We start from the raw sequence: 22,957 nt of genomic DNA, 5'->3' as shown, positions 1-22,957 counted from the left end.
GACCCTCCTAGTCTCTACGTCTATTACTTAACAATAATAATCTTAATAGTTGAGCAACGGACATAAGTGTAGCTGCTATATAAGTCATTGCAGCAGCGTTTAATACCTTTTTTGCAGAAGTTAATTCATCTCTTACAAGAATACTTTTACTACCAAGTAATTCTATAGCTCTATTTGAAGCATTGAATTCTACTGGCAGGGTCACTAGCTGAAAAAGTACTACCGCAGAGAATAGAATTATCCCTATATCAGTTAGTGTTGGAAGTCCTAATACAATACCTAGGAAAAATAAGCCCCAAGAAAAACTTGAACCAATATTTGCTAGAGGAACAATAGTATTTCTAAAGATTAAAGGCATATAGCTTTCTTGATGCTGAATAGCGTGACCTACTTCATGGGCAGCGACTCCTATTGATGCAACGGATGAGCTGCTGTAAACCGTTTGAGAAAGCCTAAGAACTCTGTTCTTTGGGTCATAATGGTCTGTTAGGTTACCTCTAACCTGTTCAATAGGAATGCTGCTTAATCCTGCATCATCAAGAAGCTGTCTTGCTACCTGATATGCTGTATAACCATTTGCATTATTAACTCTAGAATATTTATTATAGGTGCTAGAAATCTTGCTTTGAGCCCAAAATGAAATTATTAAAGCTGGAATCAAAAGTAAAAACGTTGGGTCGTAAAACATATTATTTCTCCTTTCCTAGTAAAGCTTTAACTTTTAAATCATTTCCGTTTATATAATCCTTGACATACATAGGTTTTGAATTAGGAAGTTGAATTTTTTTAATAAGAATAACACCCATACCACAGGATACTTTTATACCGCTTTTTGATACCTCAATTACAGTTCCAGGTTTTTCTGTAGATTTTTGAGAGGTAACTTCACTTTCATATATCTTCAACATTTGATTTTCATAGTAACTATAAGCTACTGGCCAAGGATTTAGCCCTCTAATAAAATTATGAATCTCCTCGGCACTTTTATTCCAATCTATCACGGCCATTTCTTTAGACAGCATAGAGGCATAGGTGCTTAAAGAATCATTTTGAGGCATTGGAACAATATTATTTGCTTCAAGTCCTTCTAATGTGTCTATTAGCAATTTTGCTCCTCTTGAAGCTAAAATATCATGAAGCTCTCCTGCATTTATATTCTCATCTAGTTTTATAGAATCTTTTAATAGCATATCACCAGTATCTAGTCCTTCAGCCATTAACATAGTTGTATTACCAGCTTCTTTTTCCCCATTGATTATAGACCAGTTTATAGGAGCTGCACCTCTATATTTGGGAAGCAGAGATGCGTGTAAATTTACACAGCCATATCTAGGAAGCTGTAGTATTTCTTTAGGTAATATCTGACCAAAAGCCACTACTACTATAATATCAGGTTGATAGCTTTTAATAATCTCAAAAACTTCATTGTTATTTTTAAGCTTTTCCGGTTGATGAACAGGAATGTTTTTTTGTAATGCCAGCTCTTTCACAGGAGACATAGATAGTTTTTTACCTCTGCCTTTAGGTCTATCTGGTTGAGTAAAAACAGCTGCAACATCATGGCTTTCAGCTAGTGCTTTTAATGAAGGAACTGAAAAGTCTGGAGTTCCCATAAAAACTATTTTCATATTAGCTCTCCTTACTATAGAGTTTATCGGTATAGAGAATGCCATTTAAGTGATCATTTTCATGACAGATAGCTCTTGCAAAGAAGCCCTCTGCTACCACTGTAAATTCTTCTCCCTTTTCATTTAAAGCCTTAACCTTTACTATATTAGGCCTTTCAACTTCTCCCTGCTCATTTGGTATGCTTAGACAACCTTCTATATCTATTTGACAGCCACTCATTTCAGTTATTTCAGGATTTATAAAGACCCATGGACCTTCACCAATATCAACAACAAATATTCTCTTTAATATTCCCACCTGAGGAGCTGCAAGGCCTACGCCTTCCGCATGATACATAGTATCAAACATATCCTTTATAAGGGTTCTAACTCTATCATTTATATTATCAACATTTTTACACTTTTTTCTTAAAACATCATCGCCAACAGTTCTTATATTTCTTAAAGCCATTGTGAGATCCCTCCTTGTTTATTATTATAATTTACAGTAAATTGTTTGGATTAATATCTATATTTATTCTTATATCATTATATACGTCTTTAATCAAGTTATAGACGCTATTTTTAATATTGTGAGCTGTATCATTGGCAATATTGCCCTTTACAATTATCTGCCATCTAAACATACTCTTAATTTTACCTATTATACAGGGTGATGGTCCCAATATAGAAAATTCATCAGATTTATATTCTTTTTTAAGATGTATAGCTACATCATTGGACTTATTTATTAATAACTCTTCTTTTTCAGAACTAAGATTAATAAGCATTATTTTTGAAAAAGGTGGGTCACTCATAAATTCTCTTATTTTAATTTCATCCTTGTAGAAACCTTCATAATCATAGTTTTTTGCAAGCTGAAGACTATAATGCTCTGGTGTATATGTCTGCACTAGTACCTTACCTAACTTTTTATCTCTTCCAGCCCTTCCTGCAACCTGGGTTATTAGTTGAAAGGTTCTTTCTGATGCTCTAAAATCAGGTAAGTTTAAGGATAAATCTGCGGATATAACTCCAACTAAGGTTACATTGGGAAAATCTAGTCCTTTAGCTATCATCTGAGTTCCTAATAAAATATCAGCCTTTCCATTTTTAAAGGTCTTATATATTTCTTCATAAGAGTCCTTTTTTCTGGTAGTGTCAAAGTCCATTCTTATGGTTCTTGCACTGGGAAAGGTTTTATTGATTTCTTTTTCTAGCTTCTCTGTACCTACTCCGAAATATTTTACATAGCTACTACTGCACTTTGGACATGTATTTCTTGAGCCTTCTTGATGACCGCAGTAATGACAAATTAGTCTTCCATTAGTATGGTATGTTAGCGAGATATCACAATTTGGACATTTAAATACAAAGCCACATTTTCTACATGAAACAAAGGTAGAATAGCCTCGTCTATTTAAAAAGAGGATAATTTGCTCTTTTTTTGAAAGTCTTAAATTAATCTCCTCATAAAGCTGCTTGCTGAAGATGGAACGGTTATTATTCTTTAGTTCTTCCCTCATATCTACAAGAGTTATAAGTGGCATGGTAGCACCATCGATTCTGTTATTTAATTGAACTAGCTTATATTCTCCATTCCTTGCATTATGATAAGATTCAATACTTGGTGTTGCAGATCCAAATACTACCCTGCAGTTATTATTTTTACTTAAAAATACTGCTATGTCTCTAATATGGTATTTTGGGTCACTTTCTGATTTGTAGCTGTTTTCATGTTCCTCGTCAACAATTATTAATCCAAGGTTAGAAAAGGGAAGGAACAAAGCAGATCTAGCTCCTATAGCAAGCTTAGCTTTCCCTTCCTTAACTCTATACCATTCATCAAACCTTTCACCATCTGATAATCTGCTGTGAAATATAGCAATGTCTCGTCCAAAACGTCCTTTAAATCTCTCTACCATTTGAGGAGTTAAAGCAATTTCAGGTACAAGTACTATAGAGCTTTTACCTCGCTTCATATATTCTTCCACAAGATTCATATATACTTCTGTTTTTCCTGAGCCTGTTACACCTTTGAGAAGATAAACATTATTCTCTCCTAAAATTATTTCATTAAATACATCTTTTTGTGCTTCGCTGAGATCCTTTTTTAGGTAAGCTTCATATTCTCTAGTGTTATATCTATTAACTACTTTATCACCAGCAGTAATATATCCATGCTTTATTAAAGTATTCAGCGGGCTAGTAGATATATTAAGTCTTTGACATATATCATTCTTAATAAATTTACCCTCATTAAATTTAATCAAGTTAAAAATTGATTTATATGGGTCTTTGTCATACTTATCATCCAAAGCTTTTCCAGTATACAATACCATTTTCGTTTTTCTTCTTGCCCCAGAAAGGATTCCCGTTGGTATAAATAGTTTTAATGCTTCTAAATAAGTTGAAAGGTAATTCTCTTTTATGTATTCAATAAGATTAATATTGTCTTCAGTAAAAGTCTCTTCAACAATTTTAATGGAATGAATGCTTTTGATTTTATTATAATCGCTCTGTATTTCGTTATTAATAGAGTAAACAAAACCCATTACTAACTTATTACCTCTTCCAAAAGGTATATTTACTATTTGCCCTATCTTAAGCTTATCTTCCAGGTCTTCTGGAACTTTATATGTAAAAATTTTATCTAAAGCTATGGATTCGCTATTAACTATTATCCCTGCAAACATGTATTTCACATCCTTTTAAGGTGTATTTTTGAGGGGGAAAATAAAAAAGCGCCTTAGCGCTCCTTATTGATAAAATCAAAAAGATTTTTTGCTACAGCTCTTTTGTTCATTTTATCTAGCTCAAGAATCTTTCCTTCTTTAGATAGAATAGTGACAGTGTTATTATTGGAATTAAAGCCGCCATCTATTTGAGTTATATCATTAGCAACGATATAATCAAGATTTTTCTTGACGATTTTTTCTGTAGCATAAGCTATAACATCATTACTCTCTGCAGCAAAGCCTACTAGTATTTGATTTTTCTTTTTTTCTCCTAAGGTTTTTAATATATCTGTGTCTTTAACAAGCTCTAGAGAAAAATCGTTGTTATTCTTTTTGATTTTCTCATTAAAAAATTCCTTTATTTTATAATCAGAAACGGCGGCGCTCTTTATAATTATATCCATTTCATCATATATATCCAATACACTATTTAACATTTCAGAATTAGTTTCAATATACTTTATATTTACTCCTATAGGTGGTTTAACAGCTGTTGGCCCAGATATAAGATATACTTCTGCACCTCTGTCACGAGCTTCCTCAGCGATGGCATATCCCATCTTGCCGCTAGAGTGATTGGTTATACATCTAACGGGATCTATTGGTGCAATGGTAGGACCAGCAGTTACTAAAACTTTTTTGCCGATCAAATCCTTGGTTTCGTATAAAAATGTAGTAACAGAACTCACTATTGTTTCAGTATCTGCTAGCTTACCCTTACCCAAATCTCCACAGGCCAACCTACCCTCATCAGGATCAATAAAATTATATCCAAAGGCTTTTAATTTTTCTATGTTACCCTGCACAATAGGGTTAGAGTACATGTTTGTGTTCATGGCAGGAGCAATAATAATAGGAGCGGTGGTAGCCATTACTGTGGTAGTAAGCATATCATCAGCTATACCGTTAGCAATTTTACCTATGATATTAGCAGTACCCGGACAGACAAGGATTAAATCAGCTTTTTTTGCTAGGGAAATATGCTGTATCTCCCAAGCTTTAGGCTCCTCAAACATATCTGTAATTACTGGATTCTGGCTTAGTGCTTGAAAACTAAGAGGAGTTACAAACTCACATGCAGACTTAGTCATTATTACATGAATCTCGAAATCAAGCTTTTTCAATTTACTAATAACATCTAGCGCCTTATAGGCAGCAATGCCACCTGTTACTCCTACAACAATACATTTTTTTTGCATTTTATTTGTAACCTTCTTTTAAGGTTTCATAACTAATTTGATTATCATTAACCTCATTGATAGCTAAGGTAAGAGCCTTGTTTGACTTAGTGTCAGTTAATTTTTCAGCTCCGTCAATTATCTGTCTAGCTCTCTTTGAAGTTACTATAACTAAAGAATATCTATTATCAACTTTATCTAATAGATCAACTATTGATGGATTAATCATTGAATTATTCATTATAACCCTCCTTATTTTATATGTACGTTATTCTCTATTATTCTACCTACCCTGCATTTTTCAGCTGTTATAATGCTTTCAACCTTCTTAACAGCGAGTTCAACTGTATCATTTACTACAGCATAATCATACTTAGAAATAAAATTCATCTCTTCAAAGGCAGAAGCAAATCTTTTACTTAAAGATTCAGGTGTTTCACTTCCCCTTTTAATTATTCTTTGTTTCAATTCCTCCATGGATGGAGGCATAATAAATATAAAAACTCCTTCTTTAACTCTTTCCTTAACCTGCATAGCACCCTGTATATCAATTTCTAAAATTACATCTTTACCGGAATTTAGAATATCTTCAACTCTAGACTTTGGTGTTCCGTATAGGTTTCCGTATACTTCTGCATATTCTAAAAAGTCATTATCTGCTATTTTATTTTCGAATTCTTCCCTAGACATAAAAAAATAATTTATTCCTTCTACTTCTCCTATCCTCGGTTGTCTAGTTGTAGCTGATACTGAAATCCAGCAGTCATTCCTTTCAACAAAGCTCTTGCAGATAGTACCTTTTCCAGCTCCTGAAGGACCAGAAATAATAACCAACAATCCCTTTTGGGGCATTAGTCTAGTACCTCGTCAGCAACATCATCCTTGGAAGATAATCTATGAGCTACAGTCTCCGGTTGAACAGCAGAAAGAATTACATGATCGCTATCAGTTATTATAACAGCTCTTGTTCTTCTTCCATAAGTAGCATCAATTAACATACCTCTGTCTCTTGCTTCTTGAATGATTCTTTTAATGGGTGCGGATTCAGGACTAACAATTGCAACTAATCTATTTGCAGAAACTATATTACCAAAACCAATATTAATTAATTTGATATTCATTGCTTGCCTCCTATTATTCAATATTCTGTATTTGTTCTCTTATCTTTTCTATGTCATTTTTAATATTAAGAGCAATATTTGTTATTTCAATGTCAGCTGACTTAGATGCAATTGTATTTGCTTCTCTGTTCATTTCTTGAACAATGAAATCTAACTTCCTACCTATAGGCTCCTCTAAGTCTAAGGAATTTTTAAGTTGATCTATATGACTATATAATCTTGTAACCTCTTCGTCAATACTTGATTTATCAGCGAATATAGCTAGCTCAAGGCTGATTCTATTTTCATCTATAGGTATATTGGCTAGTAGTTCAGTTAATCTATCCATTAATTTATTTTTATAATTATTTACGATCTCGTGAGAAAAAACTTCTACTTTTTTCAGATTAACAATTATATTATTACATTTATCTATGATATCGGTTTTTAATTTTTCTCCTTCTCTTAGGCGCATGGCTTTTAAGGCATTTAGAGAAGAAGAAATAGCCTTCTCTAATTCTATCCATATTTCTTCGATATTTTCTTCTTTTTCTTCAGTATATATTATTTCTGGGAATCGAGCTATTAAAGATAGGGAAAAATCATCTTTAAGCGCATATCTACTATTAAGCTCATTAAGAGCCTTATAATAACTATCTGCAAGATTAAAGTTAACTTTTGCTTCCACGTCTTGCCGTGAATAATTCTTGTAGGTGATAAAAACATCTACCTTACCTCTACTTAAAGACGAGGTGATTATTTTTCTTATTTTTTCTTCCAAAGAAAATAAACTTTTAGGTGATTTTATGTTTAAATCTAAATATCTATGGTTTACGCTTCTTATTTCAACGGTGAAAACTTTATTTGCTTCACTATTAGTAGAGGCTCTGCCGAACCCAGTCATACTATTTATCATTAAAGGAAGCCTCCTCTCATATCATAAATATTATTATACAAAAGAAATGAGTTAATTATCAATAGTTTTTATTAAATTGCTTTGAATATCTTGAATTCTTTCTGATTATCTCACAATTCCGTCAGTTTATTGATTTTATTATTATGCACTATAAACATATTTTTATTTTTTTATAGAAATTTGGTTTACATAATTTTAATTTTGTATATTATTATTCATAAAGCCTGAAAGAATATTTAAAAGCCATGATTAAATCATAGCTTTATTGTCTCTAATTATACAGATTTCCTTCAAAATATTTTTTTATCTCATCTAATGAATCCTTGTGACTTAATGCAGCTATTAATTTTATTCGAGCCTTTTGACCGGATAGATTATCTCCAAAAATAACACCTAAATTTCTTAAATCCTTACCGCCACCTTCATATCCATAGGACGCAAATACCCGCCCTTCATGACAGCGTGACACAAGCACAACGGGAACATTTAAGGATATAGCTCTTTTAATACCATCAACCATCATTGGAGGTATATTACCTCTTCCCATTCCTTCAATAACTATTCCCTTATCCCCTTGATCCAAGCAGAAATTTATATATCTTGAATCCATACCTGAAACACATTTAATCAGCGTTACCCTATCCTCTAAGGTATCAATCTTTATTGGATTTTTCTTTATACTATTCCTATAAAACATTACGTTGTTATTGTCTACTATTCCTATAGGTCCAAAGTTTGGGGTTTGAAAAGCATTCAGTGCCATAGAATTTGCTTTTACAACCTCTGAAGCACAATTTAAATCACCATTAAAACAAACTAAAACTCCTCTTCCCATTGCCTCTTCAGAGATTGCAGTACAGATTGAAGCAGCTAGGTTAGATGGCCCATCATACCCTAGCTCAGAGCTGCTGCGCATTGAACCAGTGAATACTATTGGTTTATTAGTATTTACCGTCAAATCTACTAAATATGCAGTTTCTTCTAAGGAGTCTGTCCCATGAGTAACAACCAGTCCATCTATTTCTTCCCTATCTATTAACTCTTGTATGAATTTAGATAATTTCAGCATTATCTCCGGTGTTACATGTGGACTTGGAAGAGAAGAAAAATTATAAGATGTTATGTTAGCATAATTTTCAATCCCAGTTACCATTGACATGATTTCTTCTCCCGTGAGTCCAGGTACAGCTGCCTGTAATTTTGGATCCACCTTCATGGATATTGTTCCCCCATTAAATACTATCCCTATGTTTTTCATTATAATCCTCCTGAGGTATCATTACTTCAAATTAATTTTAACTCAATAAATTGTACTATACTATATTAATTGGAAAATTCTATCATTTTATTTTTAATTATAAGAAAAAGCCATGGTATATTATAATTCATCCATAGCTTTGTATCAATATCCCTGTTATAACATTTATTTTTGCTTTTTCATATCTTCATCGCGTATTGTTTTCATCTCATCATTTTTATGACCTTTACTTTTAACTTCTTTTTTGCCTGTAGTATGACTCATTTTGCTCTCCTCCTAAACATAATGAATATTATTAATATTATGTTCCAATAGACTGCTTTTATTCTAATTTCGTAGAGAGTAATAGAGTATAATTAATAAAAAAAACCGAAAAGCTTCTTTATGAAACTCTACGGTTTTTGGTCTGGGTAACTGGATTTGAACCAGCGACCTCATGAACCCCATTCATGCGCGCTACCATCTGCGCCATACCCAGCTATTTTTAAGCACATATGTAATTATAATAGATGTTTTTATATTAATCAAGCACCAAAAATATTTTTTTCTAGAAAAAGCCGGAGAAGTAATATGCATCTCCGACTTCTAATATTACTATAATATTATACAGATTAATCCGCCTGTGCCTTCATTTATAATTCTTTCTAAGGTTATCTGTATCTTCATTTGAATATCTTCGGGCATTCTAAATAGTTTATTTTGAAGCCCCTCTTTTACCAGCACTTCTAAAGACTTACCAAAAAGATTTGTCTGCCAGAATTCCTGAGGATTAGTATCAAACTTTTCAAGAAGTGTTTTTACCAATTCTTCGCTTTCTCTTTCTTCTCCTACAAAAGGTGTAATTTCGGTTTGTATGTTAGATTTAATAAAATGAAGACTTGGAGCACTGGCTTTCAGCTTAATTCCATGTTTATTTTTACTCTCTACCTTCTCAGGATCATCAAATTTCATTTCATATATTTGTGGCGCTACCATTCCATAACCGGTTTCTCGAACATCTCTCAGAGCATCAGCTATTTTATCATATTCAATTTTAGCTTCATTCAAAATTTTAATAGCGTTAAGCAGCTCAGTTTCTCCAGCGATATCCATGGAGCAGAGCTCGCTCAATATGCTATAAAATATCCCTGGTTTTGGAGATAATACTACTCTTGCAATGCCTTCACCCATATTCATTTCAGCTACATTGGAGCTATCTAGGTTTTCATGATTTACTTTTGAATCAAAATAGCTTCCAATATCCCTAACCCTAAATATGTTTTTGGCCATATCTTTGACTATGTTTATAAAATCACGTTTCAACCAATGATTTATTTCCAACTTTTCTATCCACTCAGGCATATCGATATTTATCTCTTTTACAGGAAATTCTTTAAGTACACGTCTGAATATCTCTTTTACATCTTCTTCTGTCATATTAAGTACATCCATCACTTCTACGGGAACATCATATTTCTCTTCTAGAGCTCCCCTTAGCTCTTGTGTTTCCTTTGAGCTACTATTTTTTGAATTTAACAGTACTATAAAGGGTTTATTAATATCCTTTAATTCCTTAACTACCCTTTCTTCCGCTTCTACATATTCATTTCTAGGAATATCTGCTATTGACCCATCGGTGGTTATTAGAACTCCTATTGTTGAATGATCATTTATTACTTTTCTTGTACCAATTTCAGCGGCATCCTGAAAAGGAATTTCATAATCAAACCAAGGTGTAGTAACCATTTTAGGATTTTCACCCTCTAAGTAGCCTAGAGCTGCTTTAACTATATAGCCTACACAGTCAACTAATCTAACCCTAAATTTAATCCCTTCTCCGATGTTGATTTCAACTGCTTCGTTAGGTACGAATTTAGGCTCAGTAGTATGGATGCTCTTCCCTGAACCACTTTGCGGAAGTTCATCCTTTGCTCTTTCTTTTTTATAAGCATTTTCAATCTTAGGTATAACCATCATATCCATGAAGCGCTTTATGAAGGTAGATTTACCAGTTCTAACTGGTCCTACAACACCAACATATATATCTCCCTGGGTCCTTTCAGCTATATCTTTATATATGTTAAAATTATCCAAGATATACCTCCCTGTCATATAACTTAGTATTAACAATACATATATACTCTGGCTCTCACTGAAATATGCTAACATTTTATTAGTAAACTAAAAACTTATTAAAAAGAAAAATACGGAGTAGTAACTCCGTATTATCAATACATTTCATTCTTCTTATCTCTGCTCATGAGTTTTTCCACTGCATCAGTAGGATTTAAGCCTTTAAATAGAATTCCATAAAGAACATCGGTAATAGGCATATCAACTTGCAGCTCTTCCTTAAGTTCATAAAAAGCCCTGCAGGCCTTAACCCCTTCTACTATCATACCTACTTCAGCGGTGGCCTCCTCCAATGATTTTCCTTGACCTATTAAAATACCAGCTTTTCTATTTCTACTATGAGGACTTGTGCAGGTAACAATAAGATCCCCCATTCCTGTAAGACCTGAAAATGTATCAGCTTTACCTCCCAAGACTTCTCCAATTCTTGTAATTTCTTTCATTCCTCGTGTAATTAACGCAGCTTTAGAATTATCTCCATAGCCAATTCCATCACAGATTCCTGCAGCAAAGGCAATGATATTTTTTACTGCACCACCAATTTCCACTCCAACTAAGTCTTCATTGGTATAAACTCTAAAGTAATTACTCATGAATAAATCCTGCACCTTCTCAGCATGATCATTAGAAAGTGATGAAGCTACTATTGAGGTAGGCATTTTAAGCAGCACCTCTTCAGCATGACTTGGTCCAGTGAGAACAACCACTGGATTTTGTAGCTCTTCATTAATCACCTGAGATAATCTTAGTTTTGTATCTACTTCAATACCTTTTGCAATATTAATTATTATTGCCTTTTCATCAATGAAACCTTTTATGCTTCTACAAAGGTCTCTTATGGCATGTGAGGGTACCGCTAGAACAACAAATTCGCAGTCTTTTAAAGCCTCTTGTAGCTCTTTATATCCTGTTATATTAGTAGGTATAATACTATCCCTAGAATATTTTGTGTTTTTTCTAGTATTATTTATTTCATCTATGAGCTGTGCTTTTCTATCCCATAGCTTCACCTCACAGCCTGAGTTAGCAAGATGTATAGCTAAAGCCGTTCCGAAGCTGCCAGCTCCTAAAAAAGCTACAGAAGGCATATCAATCTTTCCTTTCTCTGTATTCTATCTTAATTCCAGTACCTCTAAAATCAAAGCTGTCTCTAATTTGATTTTCTAAGTATCTTCCATAAGAAAAATGAAGAGAATTTTTGTCATTAACAAAGAAAACAAAGGTAGGTGCCTTAGTTGCAACTTGAGTGGCATAATATATCTTAAGCCTTTTAAGTCCCACTACTGGAGGCTCCTTCATGAGTACCGCTCTATTAATGACCTCATTTAGAACACCAGTTGATATTCTTTTTGAATAGTTTGTATAGCAAAGCTTCGCAAAGTTTAAGACCTTATGTACCCTTTGACCAGTTAATGCAGAAATGAACAAATAAGGGGCGTAGCTAATAAAGTTAAGATTTGAAGCTATATCTTTTTTATATTTTTCCATGGTTTTATCATCTTTTTCTATAAGATCCCATTTATTAACGATAACCATTATAGCTTTATTTTGTTCATGAGCGTACCCTATTATCTTTTCATCCTGATCAGTTACACCTTCTTGTGCATCTATCATTAATATTATAACATCGCTTCTATCAACAGCAGTTAAGGTTCTAACTACACTATATCTTTCTATCTCTTCCTTAACCTTGCTCTTTCTTCTAAGACCAGCCGTATCTATAAGTAAAAATTTTCCTAATTCATTTTCAAGAGGGCTATCAATTGCATCTCTTGTAGTACCAGGTACATCACTTACTATCACCCTATTTTCACCTAGCAATTTGTTTATAAGAGATGATTTACCCACATTCGGTTTACCTACAACTGCTATCTTAATTATTTCTTCTTCTTCTTCCTCTTCAAAATAATCTTTAAATCTTTCTACAACCTTGTCAAGCATATCCCCCAAACCTAAACCTTGAGTAGAAGATATGGTAATTGGATCTCCAATACCTAGATTATAGAATTCATAAGCATTATTTTCTTCCTTTAAAGAATCTATCTTATTTACTACTAAAACAATATCCTTTTTGCTTTTTCTGAGCATATCAGCAACTTCATAATCTGCTGGTGTAAGCCCTTCCTTACCATCTACAATAAATATAATAGTGTCTGCTGTTTCGATAGCTATCTCTGCTTGACGCTTCATTTGTGTTAAAATAATATCACTATTTTCTGGTTCTATACCACCAGTATCTATTATTGTAAATTTATAATTTAACCATTCAGCTTCTGCATATACTCTATCACGAGTAACACCAGGTCTATCCTCTACTATTGAAATTCGTTTTCCTGCTAGCTTATTGAACAGAGTAGACTTTCCTACATTTGGTCTTCCAACTATTGCAACAATAGGTTTTGCCATAACTATTCCTCCTTTAACTCCTTATTTAAACAATCAATCAGGTCTTCACCTGAATAGTCAGCAATGATTATTTTACAATCCGTCAATCTTTCAACATCCTCAATAGTCATATCATCTAAAAAAATTCTTTCTCCAGCTCTTAGGACATTGCTGGGGATTATCACCTTTTTATAAGAGTCACCTTTTTTTAACGCATTAACTATATCCATACCTGTTAACAGCCCTACTACTGTTATAGTTTCACCAAAGAATTCATTTATTACTTTCAAAACCTTCAGTTTTATGTTAGAACTGTATTCTTCAATAATATTGGCACAGTTAAGAAGCTCTTTATAACCTGAAGCTCCTGTAATAATGGTAAACTCACCCTTATTCTCTTTATCCAAGGCTCCCAGAGTTTTATTAATATTTTCTCTAAGAATCCTGATCATTCCTACACCATCTTCTAATTGAGAAAAACCTTGATAGAATTCTTTAGAAGGAACCTCTTCCTCTGCCATTACATAAAATTCATCAGATAATCTTACAAAGGGCTCTCCTATAAGCTTTTGATATTTATTTTGAAGCTCCTTTACAAGCATGATCTCCTTCAAAGCACTTTCTTTATTAAAGGTTTTAAGGACAGGTAATCCTTCCCTATATTTAGTAATACCTACAGGTACGCAAGCTACCCCTTCTAGATTAGGATAGAGTGAGAATAAATCCTCTATAGTCTTCTTTAGTTCCTCTCCATCATTTACGCCAGGAACTAATACTATCTGAGCCTTTGAGGATATTCCTGCTTCTGCTAATCTTTTAAGCCTTTCAAAAATATCACCGGCAAATCTATTTTTAAGCATCTTCTTTCTCAACTCAGGATTAGTTGTATGTACAGAAATATTAATAGGACTAATCCTATATCTAATGATTCTATCGATGTCCGCATCAGTCATATTTGTTAGTGTTACAAAGTTACCCTGTAAAAAAGAAAGTCTTGAATCATCATCCTTAAAATATAAGGATTCTCTCATCCCCTTTGGAAGCTGATCAATAAAACAAAAGATGCACTTATTTCTACAGCTCCTAGCACCATCCATTATTGAATTTTCAAACTCGATACCTAAATCCTCATCATAATCTTTTTCTATTTCTAGTTCCCAATGTTCTCCGTGATTTTTTTCTATCTCTACAACTATCTCTTCATCAGTGATTAAAAATTTATAATCAATTATATCATGAACTTCAGTACCATTAATAGAAACAAGTTTATCTCCCGCTTCTAAACCAAGCTCCATAGCAATACTATCGGGCTTTATCTTTGATATAATATTCTTCATGCAGTCACTCCCCATAATGGTTATCAATTAGTTATATTACAGTAATAATAAGCTATAGTCAATAATTAAACAATTATCACCTTAGACTCTATTTTCTATAAATTCATTTATTCTACTTGGTAAACTAATGAAAAGTTTCTCCCTGATAAGTCTTTATCTCTTCTATAAGAATGAAATCTATAATCCTTGCTACACTTTGTACAATAGTCTGCTTCATATATATTATTATTTAATATCCCCATATTTCTCAAATCTTCTTTTATTATATAGGATAAATCTAATTTACTTCCTTTAAAAGCAGCTTCATCTATCCCTGCTTCTAAAAACTTCACCTTTAGGTCATTGCTGATTTCATAGCAGCATTGATGGATATGAGGTCCTATATACACTACAAGGTCTTCCACCCTAGAGCCTTTCTCTTTTATTAACCTCATTATAGTTTTTGTTGTAATCTTATCAAAAGTCCCTTTCCAACCGCTATGAATTGCAGCTACTACTCTATTCCTTTTATCATATAGGAGGACTGGTACACAGTCTGCAGTAAACACTCCAACGGCGACTTTTTTTTCAATAGTATATAATGCATCTCCAATTTGTATGTCTTCATTATACTCAAAAATCTTGTCACTATGACACTGTCTAATATATCCTATATCATCAATAGTAAATAATTCTTTTAAGCTTTTTTTATATTCTTCAATATTATCAACATTAATATCTAGACCCTCTTCTCCGGTAAAAAAAACAAATATAGCATTATCTATTTTATCTATTATATATGAATATTTTTTATCCTGAATGACCTTCATAATTACCTCCATACCTATGTAAAAATAAGTCAAACCTACAGATTTGACTTATTGTTATTCATTAAATTACGAATTTCTTCCATAAAGGTATTTACATCGGTGAATTGCCTGTATACAGAAGCGAATCTCACATAAGAAACCTCATCGATCTTCTTAAGTCTTTCCATAACTAATTCACCAATAAAGTCGGATTTCACTTCCTGATTCATTTGATTACTTAAAACCTTCTCTACATCAGCTGCTAAAAGTTCAATTTGAGTAATAGAAACCGGCCTTTTTTGGCAAGCCTTTATCAATCCATTTATAATCTTATTTTTATCAAAATTTTCTCTAGTTAAATCCTTTTTTATTACCTGTATAGGGATATCTTCTATTTTTTCATAAGTGGTGTATCTTTTTGAACACTTTAGACACTCTCTTCTTCTTCTGATTGCAGTATAATCTTCCGTAGCTCTAGAGTCTACAACTTTACTTTCCTCATAAGAACAAAATGGACATTTCATAGGCTCACTCCTTTCCTTCTGTATTTATATAGTATACTATATTTCAACTAATTTCTACTATTAACTATCGCTTTTAATCTGACCCTTAACCAAAATTACATCAACTCCAACCTTAACTATATCCTCCCAGGGTATTTCTAAAAGCTCAATTTTAGTCAACCAGTTGCTCTTTGAAATAGGTATTAAAACAGATATAATATTGTAATTATCACAATCAATCTTAAAATCTTTTATCATTCCTAGCTTTGCACCAGTAGCTATATCAATGACTTCCATATTTTTTATATTGCTTATGGAATAAAGAGAATTTTCCATGGTCCTCCCCCCTTCTTTAATTAAATAATATGAAAGATTTTATACCTTTATACTCACAATAATTAGTCCAGTATCTAGTATTTAAAATTCCAGATTGCCATAGCTAACTTTATAAGCCGACGCTTTATCCACTAAATATCAAAGAAAAAAGAGCCTAAGGCTCTTAAATATATTTTTTCATATGCTTTAATGCTGTCTTCTCAAGTCTAGATACCTGAGCCTGGGATATACCTATTTCTTCAGCTACCTCCATCTGTGTTCTTCCATTAAAAAATCTTAAAGTAAGAATTAGCTTTTCTCTGTCATTTAACTTTTTCATAGCTTCTTTGATTGAAATATTCTCAAGCCATGAATCATCTAAGTTTTTGTTATCACTTATTTGATCCATAACATAGATTGCATCTCCTCCATCGTGATAAATAGGTTCAAATAAGGATACGGGATCCTGAATTGCATCTAGCGCAAAAACAACCTCTTCCCTTGGAATATCTAATTCTTTTGCAATTTGAGAAATTGTAGGCTCCTTATTATTTTCATTAATCAGTCTATCTCTAACTAGTAAAGCTCTATATGCTATATCTCTTAGAGAGCGACTAACTCTAATAGAGTTATTATCTCTTAAATATCTCCTTATCTCACCAATAATCATTGGAACTGCATAGGTGGAAAATCTAACATTTTGACTTAAGTCAAAATTATCAATAGCCTTCATTAAACCTATACATCCTACCTGAAACAGATCATCAACATTTTCTCCCCTATTATTAAATCTCTGTATCACACTGAGTACCAATCTTAAATTTCCCTTAATAAAGGTTTCCCTTGCTTCTGTGTCCCCTTCCTTCATGACCAAAAGCAGTCTTTTCATCTCTGGTTCCTTAATCACCGGAAGCTTAGATGTATTGACTCCGCAAATTTCAACCTTATTAATCATCATATAAGCTCATTCCCTTCAGAAGTAATAAAAGCTTCATTAAAATTATTTCCTAAGGGATAGAAATTATACTGAAAGACATACCTATACCATCCTATTAATTTCTTTTTTCAACCTTTTAATAATCCTCTTCTCTAGCCTTGAGATATAAGATTGGGATATACCGAGCATGTCTGCAACTTCTTTTTGAGTTTTTTCTTTGCTTCCAAAGAGACCAAATCTCAATTTTACAATTTCCTTTTCCCGTTCACTTAATTTCTTCATAGCAGTGAACAAAAGCTCCTTATCCACCTCATCCTCTATCAAATTATATACAATATCATTGTCAGTACCTAATATATCCGATAGCAAAAGTTCATTCCCATCCCAATCAATATTTAACGGCTCATAAAAGGAAATCTCCGCTTTAATCTTTGAATTTCTTCTTAGATACATTAAGATTTCATTCTCTATGCATCTTGAAGCATAGGTAGCCAGTTTTATTTTCTTTTCAGGATTAAAGGTATTGACGGCTTTTATTAATCCAATTGTGCCTACTGAGATTAAATCCTCTACTCCAACCCCTGTATTCTCAAACTTTCTGGCTATGTAAACCACCAATCTAATATTCCTTTCAATCAAAATACTCCTAACGCTTTCTTCTCCCTGAATCAGCATATTAACAAAGGAATCCTCCTCATCCTTTGTTAATGGTGGAGGGAGAGCATCATTTCCACCAACATAATAGATTTTCCTAGTAAAGAGCTTGAATCTAATAAGTATCTTATTTAATATAGCTTTTAAATTTATCATTTTACACCCCTATAAAATCCCTCTAGAAAGTAATGCAACATAGTCCTTATCTCTGCTTAGCTCTTCCCTTGTTATGCACACCACTGCTTTTATATTTATCTTCTGATTATCTTTCATCATAATGATCTCATCAGGTATAAAACCTTCTAAGAGACCAGTGCTGCCATCTATAACCTTATAAGGTATATAGAAGCTTTTCTTTTGTTCAGTTAGGAATTCAGCAGCTTTTGCTTCAATTATTATCACTGGTAAATTTGTTGCTGGCTCTTTAAGCTCATTTCCCGTATCTAAAAAACCCATTACATTCACTTTTCTATCATCCTGTATTATTGTTATAGGAAAGATAAATTCCTTCATTATAAGCCTATCTCTTATAGCGGTTATTAACCTATCAACTATAAGTCCAACTGCTAATAATGCAATTATTATAGGCTTATAGCTAGTATATTTCATCGTTAATCCATGCTCTAAAGTAAACTTACTGGATTCAAAGGAGAAGCAAATACCTGCCAATAAAAATGCTAGAGCTAAGAATGTAATATATATCTTGATATATTGCCATAGCTTTTGCTTGCTATATGCAACAATTAAGAATACTGCAGGCATAATGAATTTAAAAGGAAGCTCAGTTAAAAATTTAGTGCTAGGTATCACATAGCATAGAGTATAGATTGATGACAACCCTGCTGCTAACATTAAACTAACGTAGTTTTTTTTTACTCTTATTATATTCCCAGTCATTACTAACAAAAATAAATTAACAACAAAGTTCTCAGCAATTAATATATCAATATAAATAATCAACGCCCTCACCCTCTATAGCTATTATTATATATCCTACTATTTCATTATTTTGTCAGTTTTACTGTGGTATAAACTTTTTTATAGGTTAAATTGTTACAAAATTATAAATAAAAACAGGAGATATTTTAATATCTCCTGTTTTACCGACTAATACTACCTATAAAGGTATTATTAGTAAGACTTATTACATATTTATTTATATATTTATGGCCTATCTTCTTTGCCTTCTTAAAAAGGCTGGTATATCTAAGTTCTCTTCTGGTTCAGTGAACTTAGGTTCCTCTATCTTCTCTTCATGAGTTGAGGTAACTGCTGCTTCCTGAGTCTTCTTTTCTGTTTTAGCACTTTCCTTTTCTCTTTCAAATCCTGTTGCAATAACTGTAATTCTTATTTCGTCTTTAAGATTTTCATCTATAACAGCACCAAATATTATATTAGCATCAGGGTCTGCAGCCTCTTGAACTATTTCCGCCGCTTCATTTATTTCTAAAAGACCTAAATCTAATCCACCGGTTACATTTAGAAGTACTCCTGTAGCGCCCATAATTGAGGTTTCTAATAAAGGACTAGAAATCGCTTGCTTTGCAGCTTCCTGTGCTCTCTCGTCGCCTTTACCCTGACCTACTCCCATATGAGCAAGACCTTTTTCTAGCATAATTGCTCTTACGTCAGCAAAATCTAAATTAACTAACCCAGGTATGGTAATAAGGTCTGAAATACCTTGAACACCCTGACGAAGCACATCATCAGCATATTTAAAAGAATCTAAAAGGGTTGTCTTCTTGTCAACCATTGTTAATAATCTCTCATTGGGAATTGTAACAAGAGTATCTACTCTTTTCTTTAAGTTTTCTATTCCCATATTAGCATGAAGCATTCTTCTTCTTCCTTCAAAAGGGAATGGCTTGGTAACAACACCTACAGTCAGTATTCCTAAGGATTTAGCTATTTCAGCTACTACTGGTGCCGCTCCAGTACCTGTTCCTCCTCCCATACCTGCAGTAATAAACACCATATCAGCGCCTTTAATTGCCTGTGAAATCTCTTCTTTGCTTTCTTCTGCAGCTTTTTGTCCAATTTCAGGGTTAGCTCCGGCGCCAAGTCCTTTTGTTAGTTTATCTCCAATTTGAATTTTTTGAGAAGCATTAGATAACATCAATGCCTGCTTATCAGTGTTAATTGCTATAAATTCAACATTTTTCAGACCATCTATTATCATTCTGTTGACAGCATTGCTTCCCCCGCCGCCACATCCAATAACCTTTATATTTGCAAATTCTTGAACATCTACATCAAAATCCAACAAAATTAATTCCTCCTTTAGAATAAATCCTCCAATATACTTTTCATCTTTGAAACTATACCATGTTTTTTAATAAATTTACTTTTTTCAGTTTTATTCTTTATGACATTTTCTTCTATTACATTTGCACTTACATTTTCTTTTTCATAATCCCATTTTAACTCATTATATACCAAATTAACAAGTCCTCTTGCATTCATATACTTAGAATCAATATGATCATATAGCTCGCTACCAACAAAACTAATATTCCTGTCAGATATAGAAGAAAATCTATTAGATATATTATTAAATAAGGATATTCCTTGACCATATATAATAATATTACTAATATCGGTATTATTCTTACGATTCTTTAGCTCCTTCTCTATCATTTCCCCCATTTCTAATAATCTTGCATCAATAACCTCTCTTAATAAATTGTAGTCTATTGGAGAAGTGGTATGTAAATCAGAGCTACCAGTATTACTGAAGCTTTTTAATTCCTCAGCCTGCACTCCATTTATTTTAAAACAGTAGGAGATATCCTTAGTTATTATCTCTCCACCAACGGCTACCTGCATAACTTCCTGAAGTATTCCTTCATAAAAAGTAGCGATATCTATTTTATTTTTGCCACAATCAACTAATATTGCCCCTCTGTTCTTATCTAAATCATCGATAAGCAGCTCTGCAGCAGCCTCACATGCTATTCTAAGTCCATTAACTTCAATATCCAGCTCTTTGAATATATTAAGGTAGTCTTTGTAGCATTTAGCACTTATTAAAACAGCTCTTCCTTCAAGGACTAAGCTTCTCCCCTTCATTCTAATAGGATTTTTTGTACTCATCTTTTCATCAATATTATATTTATTTTCAATAAGCTGAATAAATTTATAATCATGAGGAGTTACTATTCTGCATGCAGCCTCTCGAGCTCTTTGAATATCTCTTTTTCCAATAATCCCCTCACCATCATTGACTTCAACCTCTCCCTTAGTGTGGATAAGCTGGCATATACCACTAGGAACTGTAATGTAAATATCAGTTATCTGTCTTCCTATTAACTTTTGAGATTCTACTATCAGGTTAGTTATAGCATTACTGGCATCATAATGGTTTTTAATTATTCCCTTTTCAATCCCTTTAGCTTCTATACTTTTTTCGCCTAAAAACTTTAGTTCCTCTGTATCTCTTCTTTCCGCTGCAACTAGTTTAATTTCGCTAGAACCTATGTCAATACCAACTAATAGTTTTCCATACATGTTTTATTTTATTTCCTCCTTTGACTATAGGGGTTAATATAGTATTCAACAAAATAAACTAATTTCCTCTTAAAAATTATAACAATATTAAAGTTATTTCAATTAACAAAATAAATATATTTTATTAACATACAAATAACATTCATAAATTAAAGCAAATTATTGTTTATATAGTAAATATTGTATATAACTCTACCTTTGATAATATACTGAAATTGTGGTATAATAATGTTAGAATATTTTGAAATAAATTATTAGGAGGTACTATTATGAGATGAACAGGAAATATTTATTTTTTTAGAGAATCTTTGTTTCATCGAGAAGACGAGTCCTTTGGTTAGCTTCATACTAAATCATATGCAAAAATAATTAAGGAGGATTTAGTATGAAAAGAAATTTAATAGAAATGTTAATCAAAGATGTAAAGGTTTATACTTCCCAACCTAATAATAATTTGACCTGTGATTATTGCTTAAAAATGTATGATTATATGGCCTTTTAATTAAGGGCTGATGACCTTTAGGATTAAATGTCATCAGCCCTCGTATTTTATAGCAGCATCATTCTAGAAATCATTTCTTTATCAATACTATAGGTTCTTGCAGTCTCTTCTGTAATGCTCCCTTTTTTATAAAGCTCAGTCAATGCCATATCCATGGTTTTCATACCATATTTATTTCCTGTTTGTACAGCAGACTCAATCTGATGTGTTTTTCCTTCTCTTATCATATTTTGTATAGCTTGAGTAGCTATCATAACTTCCACAGCTGCAGTTCTTCCACCTTGTATTGTTGGTACTAGCTGCTGGGAAACAATTCCCTGAAGTACCGCGGAAAGCTGTATTTTAATCTGTTGTTGCTGATATGGTGGAAAAACATCTATGATTCTATCAATGGTTTTTGCCGCTCCTATTGTATGTAGAGTTGATAACACAAGATGTCCTGTTTCTGCTGCAGTTATAGCAATGGAAATAGTCTCTAGATCTCTCATCTCTCCAATTAGTATTACATCAGGATCCTCTCTAAGGATAGATTTTAAGGCATTTCTGTAGCTCTTACTATCCTTTCCAATCTCTCTTTGATTAATAATTGACTTATTATGCTTATGAAGGTATTCGATAGGATCTTCTAAGGTTATGATATGACCATCTCTGGTATTATTAATCTCATTAATCATTGCAGCTAAGGTTGTACTTTTTCCGCTTCCAGTGGGACCGGTTACAAGAATGAGTCCTCTTTTTTTCGTGGTTAATTCTTTAATCACAGGCGTATACCCAAGCTCTTGGAGGGTTGGTATCTTAAGTGAGATTACTCTAATAGCTATGGCAGTGCTGTTTCTTTGCTTAAAAACATTAACTCTAAATCTTCCTAGTCCAGGAATAGAATATGAGGTATCAATTTCCCCTTCTTCAAGATAATCACTATATAGTTCTCCTAAAAGTTCCTTAGCGAATTTTTCTGTATCCTTCGGCATAAGCTTAATATTACCAATAGGATTTAACTTGCCATTTATCCTTATCACTGGCGATATACCTACGGTAAGATGCAGATCTGATGCACCCTTATTCACTGTGAGCTCTAAAAGCTCTTTTAACGTTGCCAAGTTATGACCCCCTTAATACT

The 22,957-nt window shown here is 32.9% G+C and carries 23 protein-coding genes and 1 tRNA gene; all 24 read right to left on the bottom strand.

The window, feature by feature from the left end:
* Positions 1–7 precede the first annotated feature (7 nt).
* Positions 8–688, bottom strand: a complete 681-nt coding sequence (locus tag ACPWSR_RS16315; RefSeq protein ID WP_426349285.1) for a zinc metallopeptidase — start codon at positions 686–688, stop codon at positions 8–10.
* A gap of 1 nt (position 689) precedes the next feature.
* Positions 690–1,628 (bottom strand): methionyl-tRNA formyltransferase, encoded by a 939-nt coding sequence (gene fmt / locus ACPWSR_RS16310; protein WP_426349284.1) that lies wholly within the window; start codon positions 1,626–1,628, stop codon positions 690–692.
* Between the two features lies 1 nt (position 1,629).
* Positions 1,630–2,079, bottom strand: a complete 450-nt coding sequence (gene def, locus ACPWSR_RS16305; protein WP_426349283.1) for a peptide deformylase — start codon at positions 2,077–2,079, stop codon at positions 1,630–1,632.
* Between the two features lie 31 nt (positions 2,080–2,110).
* On the bottom strand, positions 2,111–4,303 hold the full coding sequence (gene priA / locus ACPWSR_RS16300; RefSeq protein ID WP_426349282.1) for a primosomal protein N': 2,193 nt from the start codon (positions 4,301–4,303) through the stop codon (positions 2,111–2,113).
* 53 nt (positions 4,304–4,356) lie between these two features.
* Positions 4,357–5,544: a bifunctional phosphopantothenoylcysteine decarboxylase/phosphopantothenate--cysteine ligase CoaBC gene (gene coaBC, locus ACPWSR_RS16295; protein WP_426349281.1), complete on the bottom strand. Its 1,188-nt coding sequence runs from the start codon at positions 5,542–5,544 to the stop codon at positions 4,357–4,359.
* 1 nt (position 5,545) lies between these two features.
* Positions 5,546–5,752, bottom strand: coding sequence for a DNA-directed RNA polymerase subunit omega (gene rpoZ / locus ACPWSR_RS16290; protein WP_426349280.1), 207 nt, complete (start codon positions 5,750–5,752; stop codon positions 5,546–5,548).
* Positions 5,753–5,775: 23 nt separating this feature from the next.
* On the bottom strand, positions 5,776–6,375 hold the full coding sequence (gene gmk / locus ACPWSR_RS16285) for a guanylate kinase (protein ID WP_426349279.1): 600 nt from the start codon (positions 6,373–6,375) through the stop codon (positions 5,776–5,778).
* The gene (gene remA, locus ACPWSR_RS16280; RefSeq protein ID WP_426349278.1) at positions 6,375–6,644 is read right to left on the bottom strand and encodes an extracellular matrix/biofilm regulator RemA; all 270 of its coding nucleotides are present in this window, start codon (positions 6,642–6,644) and stop codon (positions 6,375–6,377) included. The genes gmk and remA overlap by 1 nt, the downstream gene beginning before the upstream one ends.
* A 13-nt stretch (positions 6,645–6,657) precedes the next feature.
* Positions 6,658–7,539 (bottom strand): YicC/YloC family endoribonuclease, encoded by an 882-nt coding sequence (locus ACPWSR_RS16275; RefSeq protein WP_426349277.1) that lies wholly within the window; start codon positions 7,537–7,539, stop codon positions 6,658–6,660.
* A 271-nt stretch (positions 7,540–7,810) separates the two neighbouring features.
* Positions 7,811–8,797 carry an asparaginase gene (locus tag ACPWSR_RS16270; RefSeq protein ID WP_426349276.1) on the bottom strand — a complete coding sequence of 329 codons (987 nt, stop codon included), beginning with the start codon at positions 8,795–8,797 and terminating at the stop codon, positions 7,811–7,813.
* Between the two features lie 402 nt (positions 8,798–9,199).
* A tRNA-Pro gene (locus ACPWSR_RS16265) sits at positions 9,200–9,275 on the bottom strand.
* Between the two features lie 116 nt (positions 9,276–9,391).
* Positions 9,392–10,870 (bottom strand): stage IV sporulation protein A, encoded by a 1,479-nt coding sequence (gene spoIVA, locus ACPWSR_RS16260; RefSeq protein WP_426349275.1) that lies wholly within the window; start codon positions 10,868–10,870, stop codon positions 9,392–9,394.
* A 134-nt stretch (positions 10,871–11,004) separates the two neighbouring features.
* Positions 11,005–11,997, bottom strand: coding sequence for an NAD(P)H-dependent glycerol-3-phosphate dehydrogenase (locus tag ACPWSR_RS16255; protein WP_426349274.1), 993 nt, complete (start codon positions 11,995–11,997; stop codon positions 11,005–11,007).
* A gap of 1 nt (position 11,998) precedes the next feature.
* Positions 11,999–13,315 carry a ribosome biogenesis GTPase Der gene (gene der, locus ACPWSR_RS16250; protein WP_426349273.1) on the bottom strand — a complete coding sequence of 439 codons (1,317 nt, stop codon included), beginning with the start codon at positions 13,313–13,315 and terminating at the stop codon, positions 11,999–12,001.
* 2 nt (positions 13,316–13,317) lie between these two features.
* Complete coding sequence (locus tag ACPWSR_RS16245; protein ID WP_426349272.1) at positions 13,318–14,631, bottom strand: DUF512 domain-containing protein; 1,314 nt, start codon at positions 14,629–14,631, stop codon at positions 13,318–13,320.
* A gap of 107 nt (positions 14,632–14,738) precedes the next feature.
* Positions 14,739–15,440 (bottom strand): peptidoglycan editing factor PgeF, encoded by a 702-nt coding sequence (pgeF, locus tag ACPWSR_RS16240; RefSeq protein ID WP_426349271.1) that lies wholly within the window; start codon positions 15,438–15,440, stop codon positions 14,739–14,741.
* A gap of 35 nt (positions 15,441–15,475) precedes the next feature.
* Positions 15,476–15,943 carry a transcriptional regulator NrdR gene (nrdR, locus tag ACPWSR_RS16235; RefSeq protein ID WP_426349270.1) on the bottom strand — a complete coding sequence of 156 codons (468 nt, stop codon included), beginning with the start codon at positions 15,941–15,943 and terminating at the stop codon, positions 15,476–15,478.
* Positions 15,944–16,003: 60 nt separating this feature from the next.
* A complete protein-coding gene (locus ACPWSR_RS16230; protein WP_426349269.1) occupies positions 16,004–16,258 on the bottom strand; it encodes a YlmC/YmxH family sporulation protein in 255 nt (84 codons plus the stop codon).
* Between the two features lie 163 nt (positions 16,259–16,421).
* Positions 16,422–17,195, bottom strand: coding sequence for an RNA polymerase sporulation sigma factor SigG (sigG, locus tag ACPWSR_RS16225; RefSeq protein WP_426349268.1), 774 nt, complete (start codon positions 17,193–17,195; stop codon positions 16,422–16,424).
* A gap of 81 nt (positions 17,196–17,276) precedes the next feature.
* Positions 17,277–17,984, bottom strand: coding sequence for an RNA polymerase sporulation sigma factor SigE (sigE, locus tag ACPWSR_RS16220; protein ID WP_426349267.1), 708 nt, complete (start codon positions 17,982–17,984; stop codon positions 17,277–17,279).
* 9 nt (positions 17,985–17,993) lie between these two features.
* Entirely contained in the window at positions 17,994–18,788 is a 795-nt protein-coding gene (locus ACPWSR_RS16215; RefSeq protein ID WP_426349266.1) for a sigma-E processing peptidase SpoIIGA, read from the bottom strand.
* 211 nt (positions 18,789–18,999) lie between these two features.
* On the bottom strand, positions 19,000–20,091 hold the full coding sequence (ftsZ, locus tag ACPWSR_RS16210; protein ID WP_426351402.1) for a cell division protein FtsZ: 1,092 nt from the start codon (positions 20,089–20,091) through the stop codon (positions 19,000–19,002).
* Positions 20,092–20,108: 17 nt separating this feature from the next.
* A complete protein-coding gene (locus tag ACPWSR_RS16205) occupies positions 20,109–21,335 on the bottom strand; it encodes a cell division FtsA domain-containing protein (protein ID WP_426349265.1) in 1,227 nt (408 codons plus the stop codon).
* Between the two features lie 549 nt (positions 21,336–21,884).
* Positions 21,885–22,937 carry a type IV pilus twitching motility protein PilT gene (locus ACPWSR_RS16200; RefSeq protein WP_426349264.1) on the bottom strand — a complete coding sequence of 351 codons (1,053 nt, stop codon included), beginning with the start codon at positions 22,935–22,937 and terminating at the stop codon, positions 21,885–21,887.
* Positions 22,938–22,957 lie beyond the last annotated feature (20 nt).

It is taken from the genome of Alloiococcus sp. CFN-8 (genome assembly GCF_049943125.1).
Taxonomy (GTDB): domain Bacteria; phylum Bacillota; class Clostridia; order Clostridiales; family Clostridiaceae; genus JAEXZL01.
Note: the sequence above shows the minus strand (reverse complement) of the source record. Positions and strands in the feature narration are given on the sequence as shown.

Bases quoted from the DNA above. Each gene is read 5' to 3' on its own strand.
- remA (WP_426349278.1), bottom strand. From the start codon at position 6,644: ATGAATATCAAATTAATTAATATTGGTTTTGGTAATATAGTTTCTGCA.
- gmk (WP_426349279.1), bottom strand. From the start codon at position 6,375: ATGCCCCAAAAGGGATTGTTGGTTATTATTTCTGGTCCTTCAGGAGCT.
- ACPWSR_RS16255 (WP_426349274.1), bottom strand. From the start codon at position 11,997: ATGCCTTCTGTAGCTTTTTTAGGAGCTGGCAGCTTCGGAACGGCTTTA.
- coaBC (WP_426349281.1), bottom strand. From the start codon at position 5,544: ATGCAAAAAAAATGTATTGTTGTAGGAGTAACAGGTGGCATTGCTGCC.
- nrdR (WP_426349270.1), bottom strand. From the start codon at position 15,943: ATGAAATGTCCATTTTGTTCTTATGAGGAAAGTAAAGTTGTAGACTCT.
- ACPWSR_RS16275 (WP_426349277.1), bottom strand. From the start codon at position 7,539: ATGATAAATAGTATGACTGGGTTCGGCAGAGCCTCTACTAATAGTGAA.
- ACPWSR_RS16270 (WP_426349276.1), bottom strand. From the start codon at position 8,797: ATGAAAAACATAGGGATAGTATTTAATGGGGGAACAATATCCATGAAG.
- sigE (WP_426349267.1), bottom strand. From the start codon at position 17,984: ATGATAAATTTAAAAGCTATATTAAATAAGATACTTATTAGATTCAAG.
- ACPWSR_RS16230 (WP_426349269.1), bottom strand. From the start codon at position 16,258: ATGGAAAATTCTCTTTATTCCATAAGCAATATAAAAAATATGGAAGTC.
- fmt (WP_426349284.1), bottom strand. From the start codon at position 1,628: ATGAAAATAGTTTTTATGGGAACTCCAGACTTTTCAGTTCCTTCATTA.
- der (WP_426349273.1), bottom strand. From the start codon at position 13,315: ATGGCAAAACCTATTGTTGCAATAGTTGGAAGACCAAATGTAGGAAAG.
- ACPWSR_RS16205 (WP_426349265.1), bottom strand. From the start codon at position 21,335: ATGTATGGAAAACTATTAGTTGGTATTGACATAGGTTCTAGCGAAATT.
- ACPWSR_RS16245 (WP_426349272.1), bottom strand. From the start codon at position 14,631: ATGAAGAATATTATATCAAAGATAAAGCCCGATAGTATTGCTATGGAG.
- sigG (WP_426349268.1), bottom strand. From the start codon at position 17,195: ATGATGATTAATAAGGTTGAAATTTGCGGAGTCAATACATCTAAGCTT.
- rpoZ (WP_426349280.1), bottom strand. From the start codon at position 5,752: ATGATTAATCCATCAATAGTTGATCTATTAGATAAAGTTGATAATAGA.
- def (WP_426349283.1), bottom strand. From the start codon at position 2,079: ATGGCTTTAAGAAATATAAGAACTGTTGGCGATGATGTTTTAAGAAAA.
- pgeF (WP_426349271.1), bottom strand. From the start codon at position 15,440: ATGAAGGTCATTCAGGATAAAAAATATTCATATATAATAGATAAAATA.
- priA (WP_426349282.1), bottom strand. From the start codon at position 4,303: ATGTTTGCAGGGATAATAGTTAATAGCGAATCCATAGCTTTAGATAAA.
- ACPWSR_RS16315 (WP_426349285.1), bottom strand. From the start codon at position 688: ATGTTTTACGACCCAACGTTTTTACTTTTGATTCCAGCTTTAATAATT.